Source organism: Microcella sp. (assembly GCF_033763155.1).
Taxonomy (GTDB): domain Bacteria; phylum Actinomycetota; class Actinomycetes; order Actinomycetales; family Microbacteriaceae; genus Microcella.
Genome location: NZ_JANRKZ010000039.1, coordinates 1 through 23,220 on the forward strand (window position 1 = coordinate 1; position 23,220 = coordinate 23,220).

The following is a 23,220-nucleotide window of genomic DNA, read 5'->3' on the forward strand; positions in this document are numbered from 1 at the left end:
GAGACGCCCGCGTCGAAGGACGATGACGTGGTCGACGCCGAGATCGTGGAGGACGACGACAAGCCGGCCGACGGTTCTTCCGACAAGGACGCCAAGTAGTCATGGCCGGCAAGAACCACGGCGAGCCGCGCGACGAGCAGCACGAGCCGCTCGCCGACGATGGGGCATCGACCGACGCCCCGTCGAGCGATGACCTGATCGCGGCAGAAGACGCCGACGTCGAGGTGTCAGAGACCGACAACAGTCTCGATGCCGACATCGACCACATCCTCTCTGAGGCCGGGCAGCGCGAAATCGAGGAATACCGCGATCGCGCCGCCCGCGCCGAGGCCGAGCTGGCGAACTTCCGCACCCGGGTCGAGCGCGACCGCGCCGCAAACCGTGAGGCGGTCATCGCCGATGTGATCCGCTCGCTGCTGCCCGCGATCGATGACCTCGATCGCGCGGCAGCGCACGGCGATCTCGAAGGCAGCCCTCTCGAGCTCGTCGCGCAAAAGCTGCGGCAGGCATTCGAGCGCTACGGTCTCGCATCGGTGGGCGTGGTGGGCGAAGCCTTCGACCCGGCGTTCCACCAGGCCATCGTGCAACTGCCCAGCGCCGAGGCGACGTCACAGACGGTCGCCGACGTCATCGAGGTCGGCTACGTGTTGGGCGACCGCCTCGTGCGGCCGGCCAAGGTGGCCGTGTCGGTGCCCCAGAGCTGAGGTGACCCGTGGCGAGCCAAGACTGGTTCGATAAAGACTTCTATGCCGTTCTCGGGGTGTCAAAAGGCGTCAGCGAGGCCGAGCTCAAGAAGGCTTATCGCAAACTCGCGCGGCAGTATCACCCCGACTCGAACCCGGGCAACGCCGCCGCCGAGGCGCGCTTCAAAGAGATCAGCGAAGCACACTCGGTCTTGAGTGACCCCGCCCAGCGTGCCGAATACGACCAGATTCGTGCCATGGGCTCGGGCGCTCGCTTCAGCGCGGGCGGTGCCCCCGGCGGCTTCGACGACGTCTTTGGCGGGATGTTCGGCGGCGGTGCTCCAGGCGGCCGACGTGCCGCTCCCGGAGGTTTCGAAGACATCTTCGGCGGACTCTTCGGCAACGGGGCGCCCGGCCAGCCGGGTGCCGGACGCCGCTATGGCGCACCGACGAAGGGCCGCGACCATGTGGCGACTGTCGGGCTCGAGTTCGAGACGGCTGTGCACGGAGACACCGTCACGCTCGAGAACCCGGGGGGCGGCAAGCCCATCCAGGTGAAGATTCCGGCGGGTGTTGCCGATGGGCAGAAGATCCGCTTGCGCGGCAAAGGCGAGCAGAGTCGCGACGGCGGTGAGCCGGGTGACCTCGTGCTGACGGTGCAGGTGCGCCCGCATCCCGTGTTCACGCGTGACGGGCTGAACCTTCGAGTGGATGTTCCCGTCACGTTCGTCGAGGCGGCCCTCGGTGCCACGATCGAAGTGCCGACCCTGGGCGGCGACCCCGTCAAGCTGCGCGTCGCGGCGGGCACCCCGAGTGGGCGCGTGTTGCGCGTCAAGGGCCGCGGTGTGACGACCTCGAAAGGCGTGGGCGACTTGCTCGCCACGGTTCAGGTCGCCGTGCCCTCGCACTTGAGTGCCGAGGCAACCAAGCACCTCGAGCAATTCGCGGCGGCGTTGCCCCGTGAGAACCCGCGCGACGAGTTGCTCGCTCGCGCCAAGGGATGACGAGCGAGAGAAATCGCGGAACAATGACGGCCATGGACGAGAACAGCCCGATCTTCGCGATCGCGGTTGCCGCCGAGCTTGCGGGCATGCACCCGCAGACGCTGCGGCAATACGACCGTCTTGGCCTCGTCTCGCCGACCCGCACGGCGGGTCAGAGCCGCCGGTACTCGATGCGCGACGTCGTGCAGTTGCGCGAGATTGCCCGGCTCAGCGCTGAGGGCCTCAACCTCGAGGGCATCCGTCGCATTCTCGAGCTCGAGAACGAGGTGGTTGCGCTGCGGTCACGCGTGCGCGAACTTGAAGCGGCACTCGCCGACGAGTTACTTGCCCGCCCGGGTCGCCGGGTCTTCGCGGCGGGTGTTGAAGGCGATGTGGTGTCGATCAAGGCCGGCACGCGCGCGCAGAAGTCGAACCAGCTCGTCGTGTGGCGCCCGCTGCGGCGCGGCTGACGCCATCGCAACGAGACGTATACGCGATCAGGCCCTAGGGTGACGCTCGTGACCGACGCTGCCGACCCCGCGCTTGACGCGCTGCTCGGCGGGCTGCGTCGTCGCCCCGATGTCGAGGCACCCGAGCTTCGCGCCTGGGACGCCGCCGACCGCTACCTGCTCGACACCGCCGCGCCTCTCGCGCACACGGCCTCGACCGTTGTTGTCGTTGACGACACCCACGGGGCTCTCACTCTGGGCGCCCTGACGCTCGGCGCTCAGTCGGTGCGGGTTCATCAGGATTCCCTCGTTGCGCAGCACGCCCTCGAGGCCAATGCCGGTTCGCTCGCGCCGCGCATCGAGCAGCACCCGCTCGAGTCGGTCATGCCGACGGATGCTCCCCTCGCCCTCCTCCGCCTCCCGCGCTCGCTCGACCGGCTCGACGCGGTCGCCCGGCACTTGGCCGCGCACGCGCACTCCGATGTCGTGCTCATCGCCGGCAACATGCTCAAGCACATGACCCCGACACAAAACGAGGTGCTGCGCGCGAGCTTTGAGCGCGTCGACGTCTCGCTCGCGCGCGGCAAGGCTCGCCTGCTCACCGCGCGGGGGCCGCGCAGGGTCGCGCCGGCGGAGCCGGCGCGCGGGTTCGACCCCGATCACGAGCTGCACATCGTGGCGTTGCCGGGGGTGTTTGCGGGGGCATCCCTCGATATCGGCACACGGGCGTTGCTCGATGCGGCCCAGCAGCTCCCGGCGTTCTCGACGGCGATTGACCTTGCGTGTGGCTCGGGGGTGCTCGCGGCGTTTCTTGCGCGTCACAGCCCCGGCGCGCGCGTCATCGCAAGCGACGTGTCGGCAGTGGCGGTGCAAAGTGCTGCGCTCACCGCGGAGGCGAATGGCGTACGCGTCGAGACCCTGCACGACAACGGCCTCTCGCAGCAACCCGACGCGAGCGCCGACCTCATCATGCTCAACCCGCCGTTTCACGTGGGCGCTGCGGTGCACACGGGCATTGCCCTGCAGCTCTTCGCCGACGCCGCGCGCGTGTTGCGCCCGGGGGGCGAACTCTGGACGGTGTGGAACAGCCACCTCGCGTATGGCCCCGCGCTCGAGCGCGCGGTCGGCCCGACGCGGCAGGTTGCGCGTACGCCGAAGTTCACCGTGACGGCGTCGCGCCGCCGATTGCCCTAGAGGTCGCGGTAGCGGCGCGCCTCGGCGAGCTTGATCGCCAGCTCGGTGGCTGTGAACCGCGGGCCGTAGCCCGGGGTGTCGCGCTGGATGCGCCAGCTGTCGGCGAGCCCTCCGCCTTTGATGGCGTCGAAGCCGATTTGGTCAACGAGCGCGCTGACGCGCTCAACGGCCGCAGCATCGTCGCCATAGACCATGAGGGCGCGCCGGTCGGGCGTTCCCGCGGGCTGCGCGTGGTCCGCGATCGCTAGTGCCGGAATGTGGTTGAACGCCTTGACGACGGTTGCCCCCGCGAAGTGGCGCGCCACGTACTCGGCCGTCGTGAGGCTCTCGTCGTCGAGCTCAGCGATCTGGCCGTCGCGTGTCGGGTAGTAGTTGTTGGTGTCGATCACGATGCGGCCATCGAGCCACTGGCTCGGGATGCTCGCCACGGCTCCCAGCGGAATCGTCACGACGACGAGCTCGCCGGCCTGGGCCGCCTGCTCCACGGTGCCGGCCGTGGCGCGCTCGCCCAGCTCAGTCACGAGCGGAGCCAACGATGCGGGCCCCCGCGAGTTCGCGATCACGACGGAGTGGCCCGCCACGGTGAATGCGCGGGCGAGGGCGCTGCCGATGTTTCCCGAGCCGATGATGCCGATGGTGGAGGTCATGATGGGTGCAAGCGAGCGGCGACCCGTGCCATTCCCCGTTCGCCGACGGCGCACCGGCTCTCGGCGTACGCCCTGGTTTCTCGGGCCCTCGAGGCATAAACTTGAGTCAAACCGACTCAGGTTTATCCGCAGGAGTGCACACGATGGCCAACATGCAAGGCGCCCCCTCGAGCCAAGAGAAGCAGAAGTCTGCCCTCGAGCAGTACGGCGTCAATCTCACCGAGATTGCCCGGTCGGGCAAGCTCGACCCCGTCATTGGGCGCGACGCCGAGATTCGGCGCGTCAGCCAAGTGCTGAGTCGCCGCACGAAGAACAACCCGGTTTTGATCGGCGAGCCCGGCGTGGGCAAGACCGCGGTGGTTGAAGGCCTCGCGCAGCGCATCGTCGCCGGCGACGTTCCCGACTCGCTGAAGAACAAGCAACTCGTGAGCCTCGACCTGTCGGCGCTCGTCGCCGGCGCCAAGTATCGCGGCGAGTTCGAAGAGCGTCTCAAGGCCGTGCTGAAAGAGATCGACGAGTCGAACGGGCGCGTCATCACCTTCATCGATGAGTTGCACTCGCTCATGGGCGCGGGCGGTGGCGAAGGGTCAGTTGCGGCCGCCAACATGCTCAAGCCCATGCTCGCGCGCGGTGAGTTGCGCATGATTGGCGCGACGACCCTCAACGAGTACCGCGAATACATCGAAAAAGACGCGGCTCTCGAACGCCGCTTTCAGCAGGTCTTCGTGGGCGAGCCGAGCGTCGAAGACACCGTCGCGATCTTGCGCGGCCTGAAAGAGCGCTACGAGGCCCACCACAAGGTGTCGATTGCCGACAGCGCTCTCGTGGCCGCGGCATCCCTCAGCAATCGCTACATCACGAGCCGCCAGCTGCCCGACAAAGCCATCGACCTCGTCGACGAAGCCGCGAGCCGGCTCAAGATGGAGATTGAGTCGAGCCCCGTCGAGCTCGACGAGCTCAAGCGCGCCGTCACGCGCCTCGAGATCGAAGAGCTCGCGCTCAAGAAAGAGAAAGACGAGGCCTCGAAGGCGCGACTCGCCAAACTGCGCGACGAGCTCAAAGAAAAGACCGCACAGCGCAACGCTCTGCAGCAGCGCTGGAGTCTCGAAAAGTCGGGGCTCACTGCCGTCGGTGAACTCAAGACGCGCCTCAACGAGTCGCGCATCGCGCTCGACAAAGCCATGCGCGAGGGCGAGTACCAGCAGGCCTCGAAGCTCAACTACGAGATTATTCCGGGCATCGAGCGGCAGCTGGCCGAGGCCGAGAGTGCCGAGAGCGGCCCGCGCATGGTCAACGACCAGGTGACCGACGATGACATTGCGGCGGTCGTGGCGGCGTGGACGGGCATCCCCGTCGACAAGTTGACGCAGGGCGAGACCGAGAAGCTGCTGACGCTCGAGGTCGAGCTCGGCAAGCGCATCATCGGTCAGAAAGACGCCGTCGCGGCCGTGAGCGAGGCTGTGCGTCGCACGCGTGCGGGCATCAGCGACCCCGACCGGCCGACGGGCTCGTTCTTGTTCCTCGGCCCCACGGGCGTCGGCAAGACCGAGCTCGCGAAGGCGCTCGCCGACTACCTCTTCGACGACGAGAAGTCGATGGTGCGCATCGACATGAGCGAGTACGGCGAGAAGTTCAGTGTCTCGCGGCTCATCGGCGCCCCTCCCGGCTACGTCGGCTACGAGCAGGGCGGACAGCTCACCGAGGCCGTGCGCCGTCGGCCCTATTCGGTCATCTTGCTCGACGAGGTCGAGAAGGCTCACCCCGAAGTCTTCGACCTGCTGCTGCAAGTGCTCGATGACGGCCGCTTGACCGATGGCCAGGGCCGCACGGTCGACTTCCGCAACACCATCCTGATCTTGACGTCGAACCTCGGGTCGCAGTTGCTCATCGAGCCCGGCCTCGAGTGGGCAGCGAAGGTTGCGGGTGTCAACGACATCGTGCGGCAGGCGTTCAAGCCCGAGTTCGTCAATCGCCTCGACGACATCGTGGTCTTCGCGCCGCTCACGACCGATGACCTCGGCCAGATCGTCTCACTGCAGGTCGATCGCCTCGAGCGCCGTCTCGCTGAGCGTCGCCTGCAATTGGCGGTCACCCCGGATGCTCGCACCTGGCTCGCCGAACGCGGCTACGACCCCGTGTATGGCGCGCGGCCGTTGCGCCGGCTCATGCAGCACGAGATCGACGACGCCCTCGCCCGCGCGATTCTCTCGGGCACGATCACCGACGGTGACGTTGTGCGTGTGGACGTGGCGCCTGACGGCGACTCGCTCGCGGTTGCGCGCATGGACGGCCTCTAGGCCGAGCCCAGCGCCGCGTTCACGGCGAGCGCGATGACGAGTGCGCCGCCCACGAGAGCCGTGATGCGCGCGCCCGTGGGGCCGGTGAGAGCTCGGCCCACGAGTGATCCGGCCGTCGTGAGCAGCAGTTGCCAGCTGAGCGAGGCGACGAAGGCCGCCACGACAAACACGATGCGCTCGGCGACCCCGGCATTGACGGCAAGCGTTGAGCTGCCGATGAGGGCGGCGAAGTAGATGACCGTGACGGGGTTGACGAGGGTGAGGCCGCCGACCGTCAGGAACAGGCGGCGGAAGGTCGTCGTGGGTCGGCTCGGCGTCGGGGGAGCATCCGTGCCCTCGATCGACGCCGCCGAGACCGGCGTTCGACGCGGCCTCAGGGCGGGCAGCGCGATCATGACGCCCAGCACGACGAGCACGGCCACCGAGATCCAGCGCAACGGCTCGTCGACGAGGGCGATCAGCGGCGCGATCACGGCACCGGCGGTCACGGCAATGGTGGCGTAGAGACCGTCGACGGTCGCGGCACCGAGCGCGCCACCTGCCGCGATGCGGGCGCCGTGTTGCGCACCGAGCGTGATGAGCAGGGCCGCGATCGCCCCCACCGGAATGGCGATGGCGTAGCCCGCGACGATGCCGGCGAGCAGTGCATCCAGCATTCTCGTCCTCTCGATCGGCAGCCCGGGGGCCGGACCGACGAGACTACAACAACGCGGGCATGACCTCGTTCTCGAACAGTTCGATGCCGCTCGTGTCGTAGGCCGCCTCGGCGAAGTAGGTGATGGCGTAGGTCATGCCGAGCTTCTGCATGGCCTGCAGGCGCTCGATGACCTGCTCGGGTGTGCCCGCGAGCCCCGTGCCGTTGCGCAAGTCGGCAACAGCCTTCGTTGCGCGCTCGGCGCCGATGAACCGCGTGAGGCGCGCCTCGATCGCGGCGATGCGGTCGGCAATCTCGGCCTCATCGCGACCGACGACCGTGTTGTAGTTCGACGAGCGCGTGATGGCGTCAAAGCTCGTGCCCAGGCGCTCGCAGTGGCCGCGCAGAATCTCGCTTTTGGCCGCGAACTCCTCCGGGCTGCCGCCGAAGTTCGTGTACTGCCCGTATTGCGCCGCAATGCGCAGCGTCACCTTCTCGCCGCCTCCGGCGATCCACAGCGGGATGCCCTCCTTCTGCACCGGCAGCGGCCGAACGATCGCCCCGTCGACCTGAAAGTAGCGGCCATCGAGCGTTGCCGAGCCCTGCGACCACGCCTGCCGCATGATCTGCACGCCCTCGTCGAGCGCACGCAGTCGGTCGCCGATCTCGGGGAACCTGTAGCCGTAGGCCTTCCACTCGTGCTCGTACCAGCCGCCGCCGATACCCATCTCGACGCGACCGCCCGAGATGTGGTCAACGGTCGCCGCGACCTTCGCGAGGTACGCGGGGTTGCGGTAGCCCATGCACGTGCACATTTGGCCGAGGCGCACGCGCTCGGTCACCGCGCCGAACGCCGCCATGAGGCTCCACGCCTCGTGCGTGGCTTCGTCGCTGGGCACGGGCACCGTGTGAAAGTGGTCGTAGACCCAGATCGACTCCCAGCGCCCCGCGTCGGCGTGCAGCGCGAGTCGCTTCATCACCGCCCATTGGTCGCTCGGCTCGATGTCGACGAGGTCGTGGCGCCAGCCCTGGGGAATGAAGAGTCCGAATCGCATGGGCCCCACGCTACGCCTGTCGTGACGGCGTCAGCGCGTGAGTTCCTGCCGCACAATCTCCAGGAAGCCGTCGATGTCGGCCTCGGTCGTGTCGAAGGCGCACATCCAGCGCACCTCGCCCCGGGCGCGATCCCAGTCGTAGAAGCGCACGCGCTCGCGAATCCGGTCGGCGACGTCGTTGGCCAACAGTGCGAACACGGCATTGGCCTGCGTCTGCTGGCTGAAGCCGAGTGAGCCGGCGGGAACGGAGCCGTCGGCGAGCATCCCCTCGAGGCCTGCTCGAAGGCGCGCCGCCATGGCGTTGGCGTGGCTGGCCGAACGGATGCCTAACCCCTCGTCGAAGAGCGTCAGCAGTTGCGCCGAGATAAAGCGCATCTTGCTCGCGAGCTGCATGTTCATTTTGCGCAGGTAGATGAGTCCGTCGACGCGGGCCGGATTGAGAACCACGATCGCTTCGGCACCCATGAGCCCGTTCTTGGTGCCGCCGAGCGAGAGGATGTCGACCCCGGCGTCGGCCGTGAATGCACGCAGGCTCGTGCCGAGAGCCGCCGCGGCGTTCCAGACGCGGGCGCCGTCAAGGTGCAGGGCCATTCCGTGCTCGTGGGCATAGTCGGCGAGCGCGCGGACCTCGGCAGGCGTATAGACCGTGCCGACCTCGGTCGTGTTCGTGATGCTCACGGCGAGCGGCTGCGCCCGGTGTTCGTCACCCCAGCCCCAGGCCTCGGTCGCGACGAGTTCGGGCGTGAGCTTGCCGTCGGGGGTCGGCACCGTGAAGAGCTTGAGGCCGCTCACGCGCTCGGGCGCGCCGCCCTCGTCGGTGTGAATATGCGCCGTGCCACTCGCGACCACGGCACCCCAGCGCGGCATGAGCGCCGTGAGCGAGAGCACGTTGGCACCCGTGCCGTTGAACACCGGAAAGACTTCGGCCTGATCACCGAACTCGGCTTTGATCACCTCGGCCAGCCGGGCGGTGTACTGGTCTTCGCCGTAGGCGATCTGGTGGCCACCATTCGCGTCGGCAATCGCCGCGAGCACCTCGGGGTGTACGCCGGCGTAGTTGTCGCTCGCGAAGCCTCGGTAGCTGGTGTCGTGGATGCGGGTCACGGGTTCATTCTCCTGTGCGAGGGGCGTCGGGGCGAGCCAGCTCGACGAGCGCGCCGTTGAGTTGCTCGTGGTCGACCGACCACAGCGCTGCACACGCGGCCGCGAGGTCGTCAACAGCGCCGGCCTCATCAAGCGCGCCGACCACGAACGTCACGGCCGCTGTCGGAGTGCCCTTGGCGCGCCACCCGCTCGCGAGCGCTTGCACCCAGGTTTCGGCTGCCGACTTGAGCGTGACGTAGTTGGCCATGCCCCACTTCGGCTGGGCGACGGATGCCGAGCTCACGATCGCCAACCGCCCCGCGCTCGACGCGCTGAGGTCGTCGCGCAGCTCGCGGCTGACGACCCGCAGGGTGGTGAGCACGCGGCGCTCGAGCCACGCGAAGTCGTCCGGGTCTGAGCCGCCGCGCCACCCGCCCACGAGGTGCAGCAAACCGTCGATGCTCGGCCGGCGGTCGCGCAGCGCGGCCGCCCACGCGGTGACCGCCGCCGGGTCGGCGAGGTCGACGACCGCGGTTTCGGCCGCATCCACGTCGGTCAGCGACTCGGCGCGTGAGCCCACGGCGACGACGTGTGCGCCCGCGGCGGTGAGGGCCGCGCACACCGCGCGGCCGCCCACCCCTCCCGCACCGGCCACCACGACGGTGCGGTCAGCCAGTACCTCGGTCACGCAGTGGCGCCCGTGATGCCCGCGGTCGACTCGATGACCTGCGCCATCTTCTTGGTGAGGGCTTCGTAGAACATCGAGAGCGGAAACTCGTCGTCGAGCACGAGATCGGTGTAGCCCTTGAGCGGGCCCGCGAGCACCTCGTCACTCAGGCCACGTGCCCACACCGAGGCGGGGTGCGGCGTGAGGGTGCCCGATACGAGCTCGTAGGCCTTGAGCCAGTGCACGGCTTTCGGCCGGTCGATCGACGCCCAGTAGAGCTCGTTGATCGCATCGGAGAGCGCGACGACGACGTCGGGAACAGCATCCCAGTCGATCGCGAGCTGGGTGTCTGTCCAGTGCAGCACACCCTTCTGGTGCATCCACGCGAAAAGCAGTTGGCCGCCGACACCGTCGTAGTTGCGCACACGAGTGCCCGAGATGGCGAAGCGGAAGATGCGGTCGAAGATGACGGCGTACTGCACGAGTCGCGCGTGCTGGCGCGTGATGTCGTCGGTGTCGTCGGCACGCCAGAGCGCGACGGCCTCGCGGAACGCGGTCAGGTCGCACCGCAGTTCTTCGAGCGTGTAGAGGAAGAACGGCATGCGCTGCTTGATCATGAACGGGTCGAACGGAAGGTCGCCGCGCATGTGCGCACGGTCGTGAATCATGTCCCACATGACGAACGTGCGCTCGGCGAGCTGCTGGTCGCTCAGCAACTCGAGAGCGTCGGCCGGCAGGTCGAGCTTCGTGATCTCGGCGGCGGCGCGAACCACGCGACGGTAGCGGGCAGCTTCGCGGTCGGCGAAGATCGCGCCCCAGGTGAAGGTCGGCAGTTGTGCGGGAGTGCCCTCGGGCGCGCCCGCGGGCACGCGCGGCGTGACGGCGACCGACTCCGGAAAGAGCACGGCCGAGTTGGTGTCGTAGCCGGGCGTGAAGTCGGCGAACCGCAAGCCGAGGTAGAGGGCATTGCCGTAGGCGCCCGCTTCGAGCGCTGCCACGAAGTCGGGCCAGATGACCTCGAACACCACGGCTTCGACGAGGCGGTCGGCCGAACCGTTCTGCGTGTACATCGGAAACACCACGAGGTGCGCCACACCGTCGCGACGCTCGCGGGCCGGGTGGAACGCGTCGAGGGAGTCATAGAAGTCGGGCACGACAAAACCACTGTCGGCCCAGCGCTCGAAGTCGACGGCACACGCCATCAAGTAGTCGGCGTCGTGCGGAATCAGCGGAGCGAAGTGCCGCAGGGCATCGGCGATCTCGGCAACGTAGCTCGCGGCCGCGGCGTGGTCATCGGCGTTCGGGATGCTCCCGTCGTGCACCTGCATCGGGCGCAGCGCCTCGGCGGCGCGTTTGAGGCGCGACCATGCCGGGTCGGCGACGATGTCGGCGCTCGTGAGCGCAGCATCCGTCATGGTGTGGAGGGTGTCTTCGACGACCTCGGGCTCTCCGATGATGGTGGTGCTGCGCGTCGCGGTGGTGTCGGTCATGGTGTCCCTCCTTCGTCGAATCAGGTGAATGCAGACTCACCCATGAGCCTAAGCACGAAACAGCCGCTTGTGGTTGTGAAGAGCGCACGAAAACTGCGGCGCTGGGTGACTTCACGCGTGAAACGTGAAGAGAGGGGCAAACCTGCGCCCGGCGCATGTGCGTTTGTCGCCGGCGTTTCTCGTCCGAAACGCCAACGGCCGCGCAGAGTCGAGCAAGACTCTGCGCGGCCGTTCGGTGTGACGGCGGGGGCCTTAGTTGACGGGGCCGACCGTGTATTGCACCTGAGCGGTGCCGTCGTCGTTCTGGGCGACGAGCAGCGCGACATTCCAGGTGCCGTTCTCGAACACCCGAGCCGACGAGCCCTCGCCGAGCGACAGTTCTGAGATCTGGGTGTAGCCAGCGCCCTCGAGGTCAGCGTAGGCCTGCTCGGCTTCTGCAAGGCTGCCCACCTTGATCGCGGCGGTGAAGACGCCCTCGGCAGCAGCGGAGAACACGATCTCACCCTGCAGCGTCGGCACGTCGGCCGGCCAGCTATCGGGCAAGCTCGCGCCCGATCCGTCGACGTCGACGTCAACACCGGTCTGGTCTTCGATGATCTGCTCAACGCCGCCCTCGATGAGGCCCCCGGTGAGCTGTTCGAGAGGGTTGGCAAAGCAACCAGAAAGCGTGAGCGAAACGCCCAGAGCAAGGGCGGCGACAGCGGGAACAGTGCGGCGCATGATGGTCTCCTGAGGGTGGGATGTGTCGGCGCGCTGTCGAGCGCGCCGATGCTGCCTTTCTAGTGTGGCCCTATTCCGGCCTCGATTCCATGAGTAGTATCCCCGTGCGAGACACTGGGGCCATGGCGGGCGTGCTCATCGGGTTTGCGATCATCGCAACGGTCGTCGCGGCCGGTTACCTCGTGGGTCGCCTCAACGTCTTGGGGCAACATGCCGAGTTCGTGCTCGGCCGCTTCGCCTTCTTCGTGTTGTCACCCGCTTTGTTGTTTACGGTGCTGGCCGAGGCCGACGCCACCCAGTTGTTCTCATCGCTTCTTCCGGTCTCGGCGATCGCGGCCGTCACGTGCATGTTCGTATTCGCGGTGATCGCACGGTGGGTCTGGCGCCGTCCGGCTCCTGACGCCACCATCGGTTCGCTTGCCTCGGCCTATTCGAACGCCAACAACATCGGGCTCCCGATCGCCGCCTATGTGCTCGGCGACCCCGCGTACGTTGCGCCGGTCATCCTGTTGCAACTCATCGTCTTTGCCCCGATCGCGCTCACGATTCTCGACGTCTCCACGAGCGGCACACTCTCGGTGGGTCGCGTGCTGAGCCAACCCATTCGCAACCCGTTGATTATTGGGTCGGCCCTGGGCCTTCTTCTCTCGATCACCGGCATCACCCTGCCCGCGGCGGTCATGGAGCCGTTTCACCTGATCGGCGCCGCAGCAGTGCCGACGGTGCTCCTGCTCTTCGGAATGTCGCTCCACGGTCGGCGCATCTTGCAGTCGGGATCGAGTCGTCGTGACATCGTGCTGGCGGTCGCGCTCAAGACCGTGATCATGCCCGTCATCGCGTGGGTGGTTGGGGCCTTTGTCTTCGGCCTCGAGGGCCTGTCGCTCTTCGCGGTCGTCGTGCTGGCGGCTTTGCCGACCGCTCAGAACGTCTTCACCTACGCACTGCGATTCGAGCGCGCGGTGCCCCTTGCTCGGGATGCTGTGCTCATCACCACGGTGCTCTCGGTTCCTGCGCTCGTGGTGATCGCTGCACTGCTCGCGCCGCGTTAGCCGCCTTACTCGGCGTCGCTCGCGCCGGTGCTGCTCGGGTCGGTGCTGCCCGCGTCAGTGCTCTGCACCGCTGCGGCTCGGCGGCGCCGCACGAGCCGGATGACGCGCCAGACCACGAAGGCCACGACGACGATAATGGCGATGATCAGCACGACACGGCTGTAGCGCGAGGCGATGTCTTCGACCACGACCCAGTTCTCGCCCAGCACGAACCCGAGTACGACAAAGATCGTGTTCCAGATTCCGCTGCCGAGCGCGGTCAACAGCAGAAACAGCCACACCCGCATGCGGTCAACGCCCGCGGGAATGGAGATGAGGCTGCGCACGATCGGAATGAAGCGGCCGATGAGCACGGCAGTGGGCCCGAAGCGGTGGAACCACGCCATGGCCTTCTCGACGTCGGCGGCACTCGTCAACGGAATACGATCGGCGGCACGCTTGAGGCGATCGACCCCGACCCAGCGGCCGAGCGCATAGAGCACGATCGCACCGACGAGCGATCCGATCGTCGTGGCGACAATCACCGAAACCAGATCGAACGAGCCGCGGCTGGCCGTAAAGCCCGCGAGAGGCAGAATCAGTTCGCTCGGAATCGGCGGAAACAGGCTCTCGATCGCGACGAGAAGCGCGGCGCCGAACACGCCGAGGGTTTCCATGACGCTGATGGCCCATTGGTCGATGCTCACGATCAACGACCCTACTGGGCGCCGAGCGGGCGGGGAGTTAGAAGATCATCGGCCGATCATCGTCATCGTCGTCGCCGGCGAGATCGACGACCACGGGAACGTGGTCACTCGGGGCGTCGCCCTTGCGTTGCTCGCGCTCGATGCGGGCATCCACAACCCGATCGGCGAAACCGGGCGAGCCGAGGATGAAGTCGATGCGCATGCCTTCGTTGCGCGGGAACCGCAGCTGCTTGTAGTCCCAGAAGGTGTAGCCCTCGGGCACGAGGGGACGCACGACGTCGGTGAGACCGGCGTCTTCGAGCGCGGCGAATGCCGCGCGTTCGGCGGCTGAGATGTGCGTCGACTCGCCGGGCACGAAGCTCGGGTCGCCCATGTCGGCGTCGGTCGGCGCCACGTTGAAGTCGCCCGTGAGGGCCAGGGCGGCGCCAGGGTTCTCGCGCATCCAGCGCGCACTGTCATCGGCGAGAGCGCGCAAGAACCGCAGCTTGTAGTCCATGTGCGGGTCGTCGAGAGCGCGACCGTTGGGAACGTAGAGACTCCATACCCGCACGTCGTCGATCGTCGCGCCGATCGCGCGGGCCTCGAGCGGAGCATCCGTACCCTCATGGCCCTTCGCAAAGCCGGGTTGTCCGGTGAAGCCGACCTCGACATCCGTCAGTGGCAAGCGGCTCGCGATGGCCACGCCGTTCCACTGGTTGAGGCCGTGCAGAACGACCTCGTAGCCTGCCGCCTCGAACGCCTCGAGGGGAAACTGTTCGGGCTTGCACTTGATCTCTTGCATCGCGAGCACGTCAACGTCGGCGTTCACGAGCCAATCGACGACCCGGCCGTAGCGGGTGCGGATGGAGTTGACGTTCCAGGTGGCGATGCGCATGAGCCCAGCCTACGAACTACAGTGAACGGGTGACCGAAGCCCGCGCGCAGCTCATTCAGTTCATCCGCGATGAGGCCGTTTTCCACGGCGATTTCACCCTCACGAGCGGAGCGAAAGCCTCGTATTACATCGACTTGCGCAAAGTGAGCCTCGACCACCGCGTTGCCCCGCTGATCGGGCAGGTCATGGTTGATCTGATCGCCGACATTCCTGACATTGCTGCCGTCGGCGGACTCACGATGGGCGCCGACCCCATTGCGTCGGCCGTGCTGCACCAGAGCGCCGCCCGCGGGCTTGCCTACGACGCGTTCGTCGTGCGCAAGGCGCCGAAAGATCACGGGCGCGGCAAGCAGGTTGAGGGCCCCGATGTCGCGGGCAAGCGCGTGATCGTGCTCGAGGACACCTCGACGACCGGTGGCTCGCCGCTGACCGCAGCCCGTGCGCTCGAAGCCGCCGGCGCAACAGTCGTGGCCGTGGCCGTCGTCGTCGACCGGGCGACGGATGCTCGCCGCGTGATCGAAGAGGCCGGCTACGAATACCGCGCGGCGATCGGGTTGACCGACTTGGGGCTCGCCTGATGAGCGAGCTCGGCGACGAGCGCGATCCCGAGACCGGAGCGTTCGACGCCGACGAGTGGTTCCGCGCGCAGTTCGGGGGCGAGCAAGCGCCGCCCGTGCCGCCGGCCCAGCCCGCGCCGTACACCCCGCCGCCGCTCGTGAGCCCACCCGCGGCCACGCCACCCCTGCTTCCGCCGGCAGCCCCGTCAGAGCTGCCGCCGTGGGCACAGCCCCCCACCATGCCGCCGGGCTATGAGCCGGCGCCGACCCAGCTCTCCCCGATCATCGAGCCCGAGCCCACCCAGCCGGCCGAGGTCATTGCGTCGCCGGCCGTGGCCGGTGCCCCAACTGAGGTCTTTGCGCAGCCAGACGACGGCGGGGCGCTAGATGCCTTGTTCGGCAGCGAGAGCTTTCAGGAATACGACGACGCGCTCATTCCCGTCGTGCCGCGCTCGAGCCGACGCGGCGGTGACGGCGAGGGCCCTGAAGGTGAGAAGGCTCCGCTCGGCCGAACCCAGAAAGTGTTGCTGTGGGTCGCGGGGTCTCTCGTGGCGGTGCTCGCTCTCGTGGCGATCTTCTTCGTGGGCACGCGCATCCCATTGCTTCTCGGTCCGGCCCCGGGGGCTGAGCCGCTGCCCACCGCGAGCCCCTCGCCCAGTGCCACAGAGATTGCTCGGCCGGTAGGGCCGGTGCCACCCGGTGAGTATCGCTGGGACGAGATCTGGGGCGGCGAGTGCATAGAACCCTTTGTTGATGCCTGGCAAGAAGACGTGACCGTCGTCGACTGCGCGACTGCGCACGGGGGGCAACTGGTCTTGCGTGCGCCGTTCCCCGAACCGGCGCCGACGGGCGAGGCCGCGACCGACAGCGCAACGGAGGGCACGACCGCGGGGCTCACCGACGACGTGCCGTATCCGGGCGAAGAGGCCCTCGCTGCCCAAATGTCGCTGTTGTGTTCGGCGGCCGGCGTGATCAATCTCACGGCCGCGGCGAGCGTGACCGACCTTCAGGTGCAGGGCGCGTATCCCGTGTCAGAAGAACAGTGGGATGCCGGCGAGCGCGACTATTTCTGCTTCGTCTCGCGGTCGTCGGGCGAGCCCATCACGGGCTCGCTCGCGAATCCCGCGCCCGCGGTGTAGCCGGGCTCGAGCGACGGGGTCTACAGCTCGGATTCGGACGGCGTGGCTGTGACGAGTTCGTGCACGCCCGCAAGCACCTCGTCGGGGCGGAACGGGTAGCGCGCAATTTCGGCGTCGTCACTGATGCCCGTGAGCACGAGCACTGTGTGCAGGCCGGCCTCGATGCCCGCAACGATGTCGGTATCCATGCGGTCGCCGATCATGGCGGTGTTCTCGCTGTGGGCGCCGATGCGGTTCATCGCCGAGCGGAACATCATGGGGTTCGGCTTGCCCACGACATACGGGTCTTTGCCGGTGGCTTTCGTGATGAGCGCCGAGATGGCACCGGTGGCGGGCATGGGCCCATCGGCGCTCGGGCCGGTGGCGTCGGGGTTGGTGGCGATGAAGCGTGCGCCGTCGCCGATGAGCCGAATCGCCTTGGTGATGGCCTCGAACGAGTAATTGCGGGTTTCGCCGACGACGACGTAGTCGGGGTCGGTTTCGGTCATGATGAAGCCGGCCTCGTGCAGAGCGGTCGTGAGCCCGGCTTCGCCAATGACGAAGGCCCGCCCGCCCGGAATCTGGCTCGCACAAAAGTCAGCGGTGGCAAGGGCGCTCGTCCAGATCGACTCTTCGGGCACATCGAGTCCGCTGGCGCTCAACCGCGCGGCGAGGTCGCGCGGCGTGAAGATCGAGTTGTTCGTCAGCACGAGAAACGGCGTGCCCGTACTTCTCCACTGGGCAATGAGCTCAATGGCTCCGGGCAGGGGAGTGTTCTCGTGCACGAGAACGCCGTCCATGTCAGTCAGCCAGCACTCAATTTCACGGCGGTCGCTCATGCTCGTCAGCCTAGTGCGGGCCAAAACGTATGATGAAAGACATGGATGCTGTGCTCACGACGCGAACGCAGCGCCCGATCGATCTCGTCGCGATGGCCCACGATGCGAGTCACTACCTGCTTCGACCGCACACCATCGTGACGCCGAATACCGTCGAGCAGGTTGCCGCACTCCTCGCCGACGCTTCGGCGTCGGGGAGCGCCGTGACCTTCCGCTCGGGCGGCACGAGCCTCTCGGGTCAAGGCGTCACCGACCAAGTGCTCGTCGACACGCGATCGGCGTTTCGCGGCATCGAGGTGCTCGACGGTGGCGAGCGCGTGCGCGTGCAGCCCGGCGCCACGGTGCGCCAGGTCAACGCCCGGCTCGCGCGCTTTGGCCGTCGCCTCGGCCCCGACCCGGCGAGCGAGATCGCGTGCACGATCGGCGGTGTCATCGCCAACAACTCGAGCGGCATGGCGTGCGGAACCGAGCAGAACACCTACCAAACCCTCGAGTCGATGACCCTCGTGCTCGCGAGCGGAACAACGATTGATTCCGCATCCGCTGACGCTGACGAGCAGTTGCGCCTCGCTGAGCCCGAGCTCTGGTCCGGGCTGTCGGCCCTGCGCGAGCGGGTGGTGGGTGACGCCGAGTCGGTGGAGAGCATCCGTCGCCTGTTCGCCATGAAGAACACGATGGGCTACGGCCTCAATAGTTTTCTCGATCACGAGCGGCCCATCGACCTGCTCGTGCGGCTCATGATCGGCAGCGAGGGCACGTTGGGCTGGGTGGGCGAAGCGGTCTTTCGCACGGTTGCCGTGGCGCCCCTCGTCGCGACGGGGCTGCTCGTGTTTCCGACCCTGGCGGCCGCGACGGCGGCGTTGCCCGCGCTCGTGGCCTCGGGTCTCGCGACGATCGAGCTCATGGATGCCACGTCGCTGCGCGTGGCCCAAACCCTGAGCGACGCGCCCCCGGCCATCACCGGGCTCACGGTCGACGGTCACGCGGCGTTGCTCATCGAGGTGCACGCGGCGACGGATGCGGCGCTCGCCGCTGGCCTCGCCCGAGCCGAGGGCGCCCTGGTCGGGCTGCCGCTCGCCGCCGAGTTCGCGTTCTCGCGCGAGCCCGCCGAGCGGGCTGCGCTGTGGCACGTGCGCAAGGGCCTCTACCCGGCGGTGGCCGGAGCGCGCCCGAGCGGCACCACGGCTCTGCTCGAAGACATTGCGGTTCCGGTGGCGAAGCTGCTGCCCACGTGCGAGGCGCTCGAGACGATGTTCGCGCGCTATGGCTACGAGAGTGCCGTGATCTTCGGGCACGCGAAAGACGGCAACATTCACTTCTTGCTCACCGAGCGCTTCGACTCGCCCGAGGGGGTGGCGCGCTATGAGGCCGTCACCGAAGAGATCGTGCGGCTCGTGCTCTCGCAGGGCGGCACACTCAAGGCCGAGCACGGCACGGGCCGCATCATGGCGCCGTTCGTCGAGCGTCAGTATGGCGCTGAGCTCATGGCGGTGATGCGCGAACTCAAGCGCTTGTGTGACCCGGCGGGCGTGCTCAACCCCGGTGTCATCATCACCGACGATGCTCGCGCTCACCTCAGAAACCTCAAGATCACTCCCACGGTCGAGGCCGAGGTCGACCGCTGCGTTGAGTGTGGGTATTGCGAACCGACGTGCCCGAGTCGCACGCTCACCCTCACGCCGCGTCAGCGCATCGTTGTGCGGCGCGAACTCGCGGCGGCCGAGGCGCGCGGTGATCACGCGCTCGTCGAGGCCCTGCTCGTCGATGAGCCCTACGAGAGCGTGCAGACGTGCGCCGTCGATGGCATGTGCGGAATCGCGTGCCCCGTCGACATCAACACGGGCGACCTCGTGCGCCGCTTGCGGGCCGAGGGCCGGGCGCCCGGCCGGGGTGTGTGGAATGCGGCATCCGGCACCTGGGATGCAACGACGCGCGTCGCCTCGGTGGCGCTGACGGTGGCGGATGCCCTGCCGACCGCCCTCGTGCGTGGAGCCAGCTCGGCGGCGCGCGCCGTGCTCGGCACCGACGTCGTGCCGCGCTACGAGGCGGGGCTGCCGCGCGGCGGAACTCGCCGCTCGCGCCTGCTCAGCGGCTCGGCCGCGGTCGGGGGATCTGCACCGGTCGCCGTCTACCTGCCCGCGTGCGTCGGCACGATGTTCGGGCCCGAGGGCATCGACGCCGATTCGGCCGGAGCGACCGCCGCGTTGCTCGCGCTGTGCGAGCGCGCGGGCGTGACGCTCATCGTGCCCGAGGGCATCGACGGCCTGTGTTGCGGCACCCCGTGGAAGTCGAAGGGTCACACGGCGGGCTACGCGAGCATGCGCGAGCGCGTGCGTGCCGCGGTTGCCGCGCTCGGCCCCGACGTCGAGGCGCTGCCGGTCATCAGCGACGCGGCCTCGTGCTCTGAGGGATTCGTCGGGCTACTCGCGGCTGAGGGCGTGCCGCACCTCGTGCTCGATTCGGTGACGTTTGCCGCCGAGACCCTGCTGCCCCGGCTCGAGATTGTCGAGCGGCAGGGGCGCGTGGCCGTGCATCCGACGTGCTCGACCGAGGCATTAGGCGCAACGGGTGCGCTCGTGGCGATCGCGCGCGCGGCGGCCGACGAGGCCGTGGTACCCGAGGCCTGGGGATGCTGTGCCTTCGCGGGCGACCGCGGCATGCTGCATCCCGAGCTCACGGCGGCGGCGACGGCCAGCGAGGTCGCCGACCTCGAGCGGCTGCAGCGCGAGGGCGGAGCGTTGGACCACGCCGTGAGTGCCAACCGCACGTGCGAACTCGGCATGAGCCGCGCGACGGGCATGCCCTATGTGCACGTTCTCGAACTGCTCGAGCGTGCGACGCGACCCTAGCGTTCGCTACTGCCGTGGCTTGCGCGCCGCAGTCGGTCGCGGATGGCGACGGCGATGCCTGGCCCCGGCGGTGACGTGACGACGACGCGTGCGAGCCCCGCCTCGTCGGCAGCACGCAAGGCAGCGTAGAGCTCGCGGGCAAACCCCTCGGCCGAGCCGGGTGCGGCGAGACGCACGACCCCCTCGGGGGTGTCGTGGTCGGCGAGGGCGATGAACCCGTCGCCGGGCTGCGGAGTGACGTCGAGTACGACGGTCGCGGTGGGCGCGTAGTGCGCGGGCAACGACCCACTGACGCGGATGCTCGCGTCACGCTCGCCCAGCGCGAGTCCCGTCGCCGCCACGATCATGTCGTCCGTGATCGACCCCGGCCGCAGCACAACGGGAGCGGCTCCCGTGCAATCGACGATCGTCGACTCGATGCCCACGTCAGACGGGGCTCCCTCGAGGATGAGGTCGTCAGGATTCATGAGCGCGCCGAGTTCATCGCGCACGGCCGCCGCCGTGGTCGGCGAGACGCGCCCGAACCGGTTGGCACTCGGAGCGGCCACGCCGCGCCCGCCGAGGCTCTCGAATTCGCGCAGCAGCTGCACCGCAATGGGGTGACTCGGCACGCGCACCCCCACGGTTGGTTGCCCTCCCGTCACGGCGTCGGGCACCATTGCCGAGCGCTCGAGAATGAGCGTAAGGGGCCCCGGCCAGAACGCGGTGGCGAGCGCGTGCGCGTAGGCCGGAACCGCGGCCGCGAGCTCGGGGAGCAGCTCGGCCGTGCTGACGTGCACGATGAGCGGGTGGTCGGCGGGGCGGCCCTTGGTGGCAAAGATGCGGGCGACGGCCTCGGGGTTCATGGCGTCGGCACCGAGACCGAAGACAGTTTCGGTGGGGAAGGCCACGAGGTGCCCGGCGCGGAGGGCGTGGGCCGCGCGGGCCAGGGGTTCGGTCGACATTGCGTCGATTATCTCGCGCGCGGGGTGCGACGAGCGGCGGTGGCCGGGCGACTCTCGAGCTCGGTAATGGGCAGACCCAGGCGGGCGCTCGCGATGCGCACGGCATCCGCACTCTCATCGATGCTGATGCTGCGCCGTCCGAGCGCGCGGGCAGCGGCGGCCGTCGTGCCGCTGCCGGCAAAAGCGTCGAGCACCCAGTCGCCCTCGCGGCTCGAGGCCTGAACGATGCGGCGCAGCACTCCGAGGGGCTTTTGCGTGGGGTAGCCGGTTTTCTCGGGCCCCGAGGTGGGCACGATCGTGTGCCACCAGACGTCGGTCGGCAGTTTGCCGCGCTCGGCTTTCTCGGGGGTCACGAGCCCGGGAGCCATGTAGGGCTCGCGATCGACGGCCTCGCTGTCGAACCAGTAGGTCTCGGGGTTCTTCACATAGACGAGGATCGTGTCGTGCTTCGTCGGCCAGCGGCGCCGCGATTTGGCGCCATAGTCGTAGGCCCAGATGAGCTCGTTGAGAAAGCACTCGCGGCCGAAGAGCGCATCGAGCGCCACCTTGGCATAGTGCGCTTCGCGCCAGTCAAGGTGCAGGTAGAGGGTTCCGTCGTCGCGCAACAACCGGTGCGCCTCGATGAGCCGGGGAGCGAGAAAGCCCCAGTAGTCGGTGAAGGCGTCGTCGTAGCTGCTGAGCGCCTCGATCGTGCGCGTGTAGGTCGTGCCCGCGAAGCCAAGGTGAGCACCCTCGGGGTCGCGCGTGCTGCGCATCGTCGTGCGGCGCTGCGTGCGACCCGTGTTGAAAGGAGGGTCGAGGTAGATGAGCTGCATGCTCGCGTCGGGCAGCGAGCGAAGCGCGGCGAGGTTGTCGCCGTGAATCAGCAGGTCGGGGCTATCGCGATTCCAGCGAGCTGCGGCGTTCGGCGCTGCTGTCGCCGCCGCGCTCGACGCTGGCTTCGCCGCTGGGCTCATGGCCCGAGGTTAACAGGCTGCGCCGCCGCGGCGACCGCAACAGCACCGCGAGCAAGAGCAGCGTCACGCCGATGGCCGCGCCATACGCGGGCGTAAAGCCCGCGATGAGCAGGGTCACGACGCCGACGATGCCGAGAATGACCTTGAGCGCGGCCATCCAGGGGCCGACGGGCCCGGGGGCCGGGCCGCCGCGAGCCTCGCTGCGTCGCTCAAGCCAGCTGACCCCGATAACGATGGGGATGAGCAGCAGGGCAACCGCCACGAGGAACGGCGGCCGACTCTGCCACCAGCCTTCGCTGAGCGGTTCGGGGAAGGGTGCGCCCGAGACGACGAGCACCACGGCGATGAGCACGATAACGGGCACGTGCCACAGGTAGATCTGCATCGCATTGCGGTTGATCGCTCCGCTGAGACCCGCGAGGGTTTCGTGCTGGGCGAGCCGGGTAATCCACGGGCGCACGAACGCGAACAGCAGAGTCTGGCCCACCCCGAGCACGAGAATCGCGGCGGTCGGCGGGTTCAAGTTGTCGTACATGTCGGTCGAGTAGCCGACGACCGTCGTGAGAAAGAGCAGCACGCCGAAGGCGGCGAGGCCGGCGAGGCCGAGCATCCACCGCCGCCGCCAGTCGAACCAGCCGTCGGCGAGGCAGAAGCCCAACTGCTGCACGAAGACCCACACGAACAGCAGGTTGAATGCCCCGATGAGAGGCAGCGCGGTGAGCAGGGCGACGGTGTCGACGATCATGACAGCGGCGAGCAGGCTCAGCAGGGTTACCCAGGGGGCGCGCTCGTGCAGGCGGGCCATTAGGGGAACGAGGCCCGAAACGCCGAGATAGACGGCCAAGAACCAGAGAGGCTGACCGATGCGGAAGCCGACGTCACTCAACACGGCGTCGGGCAGGCCGACCAGGCCGAGCACCGCGAGCGTCAAGCCCACGAGACCGAGCGGCAGCAAGGCCGGGCGCGCAAGGCGAGCGACGCGATCGCGAACGTAGTCGGCGTTGCTGACCCCGCGGTCGCGCTGGCGCCGCCAGGCGAGCAGGCTCGAGAAGCCGCCCATGACGAAGAACAGGGGCATGACCTGCACGAGCCATGTGCTCCAGGCGAAAATCGGATGCCCGTCAAGCGAGTTCGTAATGGCGAGACCCTCGGTCTCAACCGTGATGCCCGCCATCATGACGTGCAGGCCCACCACCACGACAAGGCACGCCGCCCGAACGAGGTCGACGGCGTGGTCGCGGGATGCGCGTACCGGGCTTGCCGAGGCTTCGGGTGCGGTCGGCTCGGGCACGGAGTCACTCTTCTGCGACTCGAAGGTCGTCATTGACCCCCCTCGTCCTCTAGCCGGATGCTCGGCGCGTAGCGACCTCGTGGGTGCGGGCCGCGTGGTCTCAGCGTACGTCAGCGAAGGCGAAGTGAGCGAGGAGTTGTTGCACGATGCCCTCG

General features: G+C 68.2%; 22 protein-coding genes. 9 read left to right on the forward strand and 13 right to left on the reverse strand.

Annotation, left to right across the window (positions count from 1 at the left end):
- The first annotated feature begins 101 nt into the window (after window positions 1-101).
- Genes SFU54_RS01530 through SFU54_RS01545 form a run of 4 tightly spaced genes read left to right on the forward strand, consistent with a single transcriptional unit; the run spans window position 102 to window position 3,309 of the window.
- Window positions 102-704, forward strand: a complete 603-nt coding sequence (locus SFU54_RS01530) for a nucleotide exchange factor GrpE (RefSeq protein ID WP_319014553.1) — start codon at window positions 102-104, stop codon at window positions 702-704.
- 8 nt (window positions 705-712) lie between these two features.
- Complete coding sequence (locus SFU54_RS01535; RefSeq protein WP_319014554.1) at window positions 713-1,687, forward strand: DnaJ C-terminal domain-containing protein; 975 nt, start codon at window positions 713-715, stop codon at window positions 1,685-1,687.
- Between the two features lie 32 nt (window positions 1,688-1,719).
- A complete protein-coding gene (locus SFU54_RS01540) occupies window positions 1,720-2,136 on the forward strand; it encodes a heat shock protein transcriptional repressor HspR (protein ID WP_319014555.1) in 417 nt (138 codons plus the stop codon).
- Between the two features lie 48 nt (window positions 2,137-2,184).
- A complete protein-coding gene (locus tag SFU54_RS01545; protein WP_319014556.1) occupies window positions 2,185-3,309 on the forward strand; it encodes a class I SAM-dependent methyltransferase in 1,125 nt (374 codons plus the stop codon).
- Here SFU54_RS01545 and SFU54_RS01550 read toward each other — a convergent pair.
- The gene (locus SFU54_RS01550; RefSeq protein ID WP_319014557.1) at window positions 3,306-3,956 is read right to left on the reverse strand and encodes an NADPH-dependent F420 reductase; all 651 of its coding nucleotides are present in this window, start codon (window positions 3,954-3,956) and stop codon (window positions 3,306-3,308) included. The genes SFU54_RS01545 and SFU54_RS01550 overlap by 4 nt on opposite strands.
- Window positions 3,957-4,099: 143 nt before the next feature.
- Here SFU54_RS01550 and SFU54_RS01555 point away from each other — a divergent pair, with 143 nt between their 5' ends.
- Window positions 4,100-6,253 (forward strand): ATP-dependent Clp protease ATP-binding subunit, encoded by a 2,154-nt coding sequence (locus SFU54_RS01555; RefSeq protein WP_319014558.1) that lies wholly within the window; start codon window positions 4,100-4,102, stop codon window positions 6,251-6,253.
- On the opposite strand, the gene SFU54_RS01560 is transcribed toward SFU54_RS01555, so the two are convergent.
- The 6 genes from SFU54_RS01560 to SFU54_RS01585 all read right to left on the reverse strand — a co-directional run bounded on the left by SFU54_RS01560 (window position 6,250) and on the right by SFU54_RS01585 (window position 11,902).
- Window positions 6,250-6,909 carry a LysE family transporter gene (locus SFU54_RS01560; RefSeq protein ID WP_319014559.1) on the reverse strand — a complete coding sequence of 220 codons (660 nt, stop codon included), beginning with the start codon at window positions 6,907-6,909 and terminating at the stop codon, window positions 6,250-6,252. The genes SFU54_RS01555 and SFU54_RS01560 overlap by 4 nt on opposite strands.
- Before the next feature lie 43 nt (window positions 6,910-6,952).
- Window positions 6,953-7,942, reverse strand: a complete 990-nt coding sequence (locus SFU54_RS01565) for an LLM class F420-dependent oxidoreductase (RefSeq protein ID WP_319014560.1) — start codon at window positions 7,940-7,942, stop codon at window positions 6,953-6,955.
- A gap of 30 nt (window positions 7,943-7,972) precedes the next feature.
- Entirely contained in the window at window positions 7,973-9,046 is a 1,074-nt protein-coding gene (locus SFU54_RS01570; RefSeq protein ID WP_319014561.1) for a low specificity L-threonine aldolase, read from the reverse strand.
- Window positions 9,047-9,050: 4 nt separating this feature from the next.
- On the reverse strand, window positions 9,051-9,713 hold the full coding sequence (locus SFU54_RS01575) for an SDR family NAD(P)-dependent oxidoreductase (protein ID WP_319014562.1): 663 nt from the start codon (window positions 9,711-9,713) through the stop codon (window positions 9,051-9,053).
- Window positions 9,710-11,182: a DUF6421 family protein gene (locus SFU54_RS01580; protein WP_413466537.1), complete on the reverse strand. Its 1,473-nt coding sequence runs from the start codon at window positions 11,180-11,182 to the stop codon at window positions 9,710-9,712. The genes SFU54_RS01575 and SFU54_RS01580 overlap by 4 nt, the downstream gene beginning before the upstream one ends.
- Window positions 11,183-11,434: 252 nt before the next feature.
- Entirely contained in the window at window positions 11,435-11,902 is a 468-nt protein-coding gene (locus SFU54_RS01585) for a hypothetical protein (RefSeq protein ID WP_319014563.1), read from the reverse strand.
- 104 nt (window positions 11,903-12,006) lie between these two features.
- Here SFU54_RS01585 and SFU54_RS01590 point away from each other — a divergent pair, with 104 nt between their 5' ends.
- Complete coding sequence (locus tag SFU54_RS01590) at window positions 12,007-12,951, forward strand: AEC family transporter (protein ID WP_319014564.1); 945 nt, start codon at window positions 12,007-12,009, stop codon at window positions 12,949-12,951.
- A 5-nt stretch (window positions 12,952-12,956) separates the two neighbouring features.
- On the opposite strand, the gene SFU54_RS01595 is transcribed toward SFU54_RS01590, so the two are convergent.
- Complete coding sequence (locus SFU54_RS01595) at window positions 12,957-13,637, reverse strand: DedA family protein (RefSeq protein ID WP_319014565.1); 681 nt, start codon at window positions 13,635-13,637, stop codon at window positions 12,957-12,959.
- Window positions 13,638-13,674: 37 nt separating this feature from the next.
- Window positions 13,675-14,511 (reverse strand): exodeoxyribonuclease III, encoded by an 837-nt coding sequence (locus SFU54_RS01600; RefSeq protein WP_319014566.1) that lies wholly within the window; start codon window positions 14,509-14,511, stop codon window positions 13,675-13,677.
- 29 nt (window positions 14,512-14,540) lie between these two features.
- Between SFU54_RS01600 and pyrE the strand changes: the two genes are divergently transcribed.
- On the forward strand, window positions 14,541-15,089 hold the full coding sequence (gene pyrE / locus SFU54_RS01605) for an orotate phosphoribosyltransferase (RefSeq protein ID WP_319014567.1): 549 nt from the start codon (window positions 14,541-14,543) through the stop codon (window positions 15,087-15,089).
- The gene (locus tag SFU54_RS01610; protein WP_319014568.1) at window positions 15,089-16,207 is read left to right on the forward strand and encodes a hypothetical protein; all 1,119 of its coding nucleotides are present in this window, start codon (window positions 15,089-15,091) and stop codon (window positions 16,205-16,207) included. Before pyrE ends, SFU54_RS01610 begins: the two co-directional genes overlap by 1 nt.
- A gap of 20 nt (window positions 16,208-16,227) precedes the next feature.
- On the opposite strand, the gene SFU54_RS01615 is transcribed toward SFU54_RS01610, so the two are convergent.
- Window positions 16,228-17,025: an HAD-IIA family hydrolase gene (locus SFU54_RS01615; RefSeq protein WP_319014569.1), complete on the reverse strand. Its 798-nt coding sequence runs from the start codon at window positions 17,023-17,025 to the stop codon at window positions 16,228-16,230.
- 41 nt (window positions 17,026-17,066) lie between these two features.
- Between SFU54_RS01615 and SFU54_RS01620 the strand changes: the two genes are divergently transcribed.
- Entirely contained in the window at window positions 17,067-19,874 is a 2,808-nt protein-coding gene (locus tag SFU54_RS01620; protein ID WP_319014570.1) for an FAD-binding and (Fe-S)-binding domain-containing protein, read from the forward strand.
- Here SFU54_RS01620 and SFU54_RS01625 read toward each other — a convergent pair.
- From SFU54_RS01625 to SFU54_RS01635, 3 genes are read right to left on the reverse strand one after another with little or no spacing between them, the layout of a single operon-like run.
- Window positions 19,871-20,818, reverse strand: coding sequence for an L-threonylcarbamoyladenylate synthase (locus SFU54_RS01625; RefSeq protein ID WP_319014571.1), 948 nt, complete (start codon window positions 20,816-20,818; stop codon window positions 19,871-19,873). The two genes, SFU54_RS01620 and SFU54_RS01625, sit on opposite strands and share 4 nt — an antisense overlap.
- Window positions 20,819-20,826: 8 nt before the next feature.
- Entirely contained in the window at window positions 20,827-21,774 is a 948-nt protein-coding gene (locus SFU54_RS01630) for a DNA-methyltransferase (protein WP_413466538.1), read from the reverse strand.
- Window positions 21,695-23,098, reverse strand: a complete 1,404-nt coding sequence (locus tag SFU54_RS01635) for an acyltransferase (protein ID WP_319014572.1) — start codon at window positions 23,096-23,098, stop codon at window positions 21,695-21,697. Before SFU54_RS01635 ends, SFU54_RS01630 begins: the two co-directional genes overlap by 80 nt.
- Window positions 23,099-23,220 lie beyond the last annotated feature (122 nt).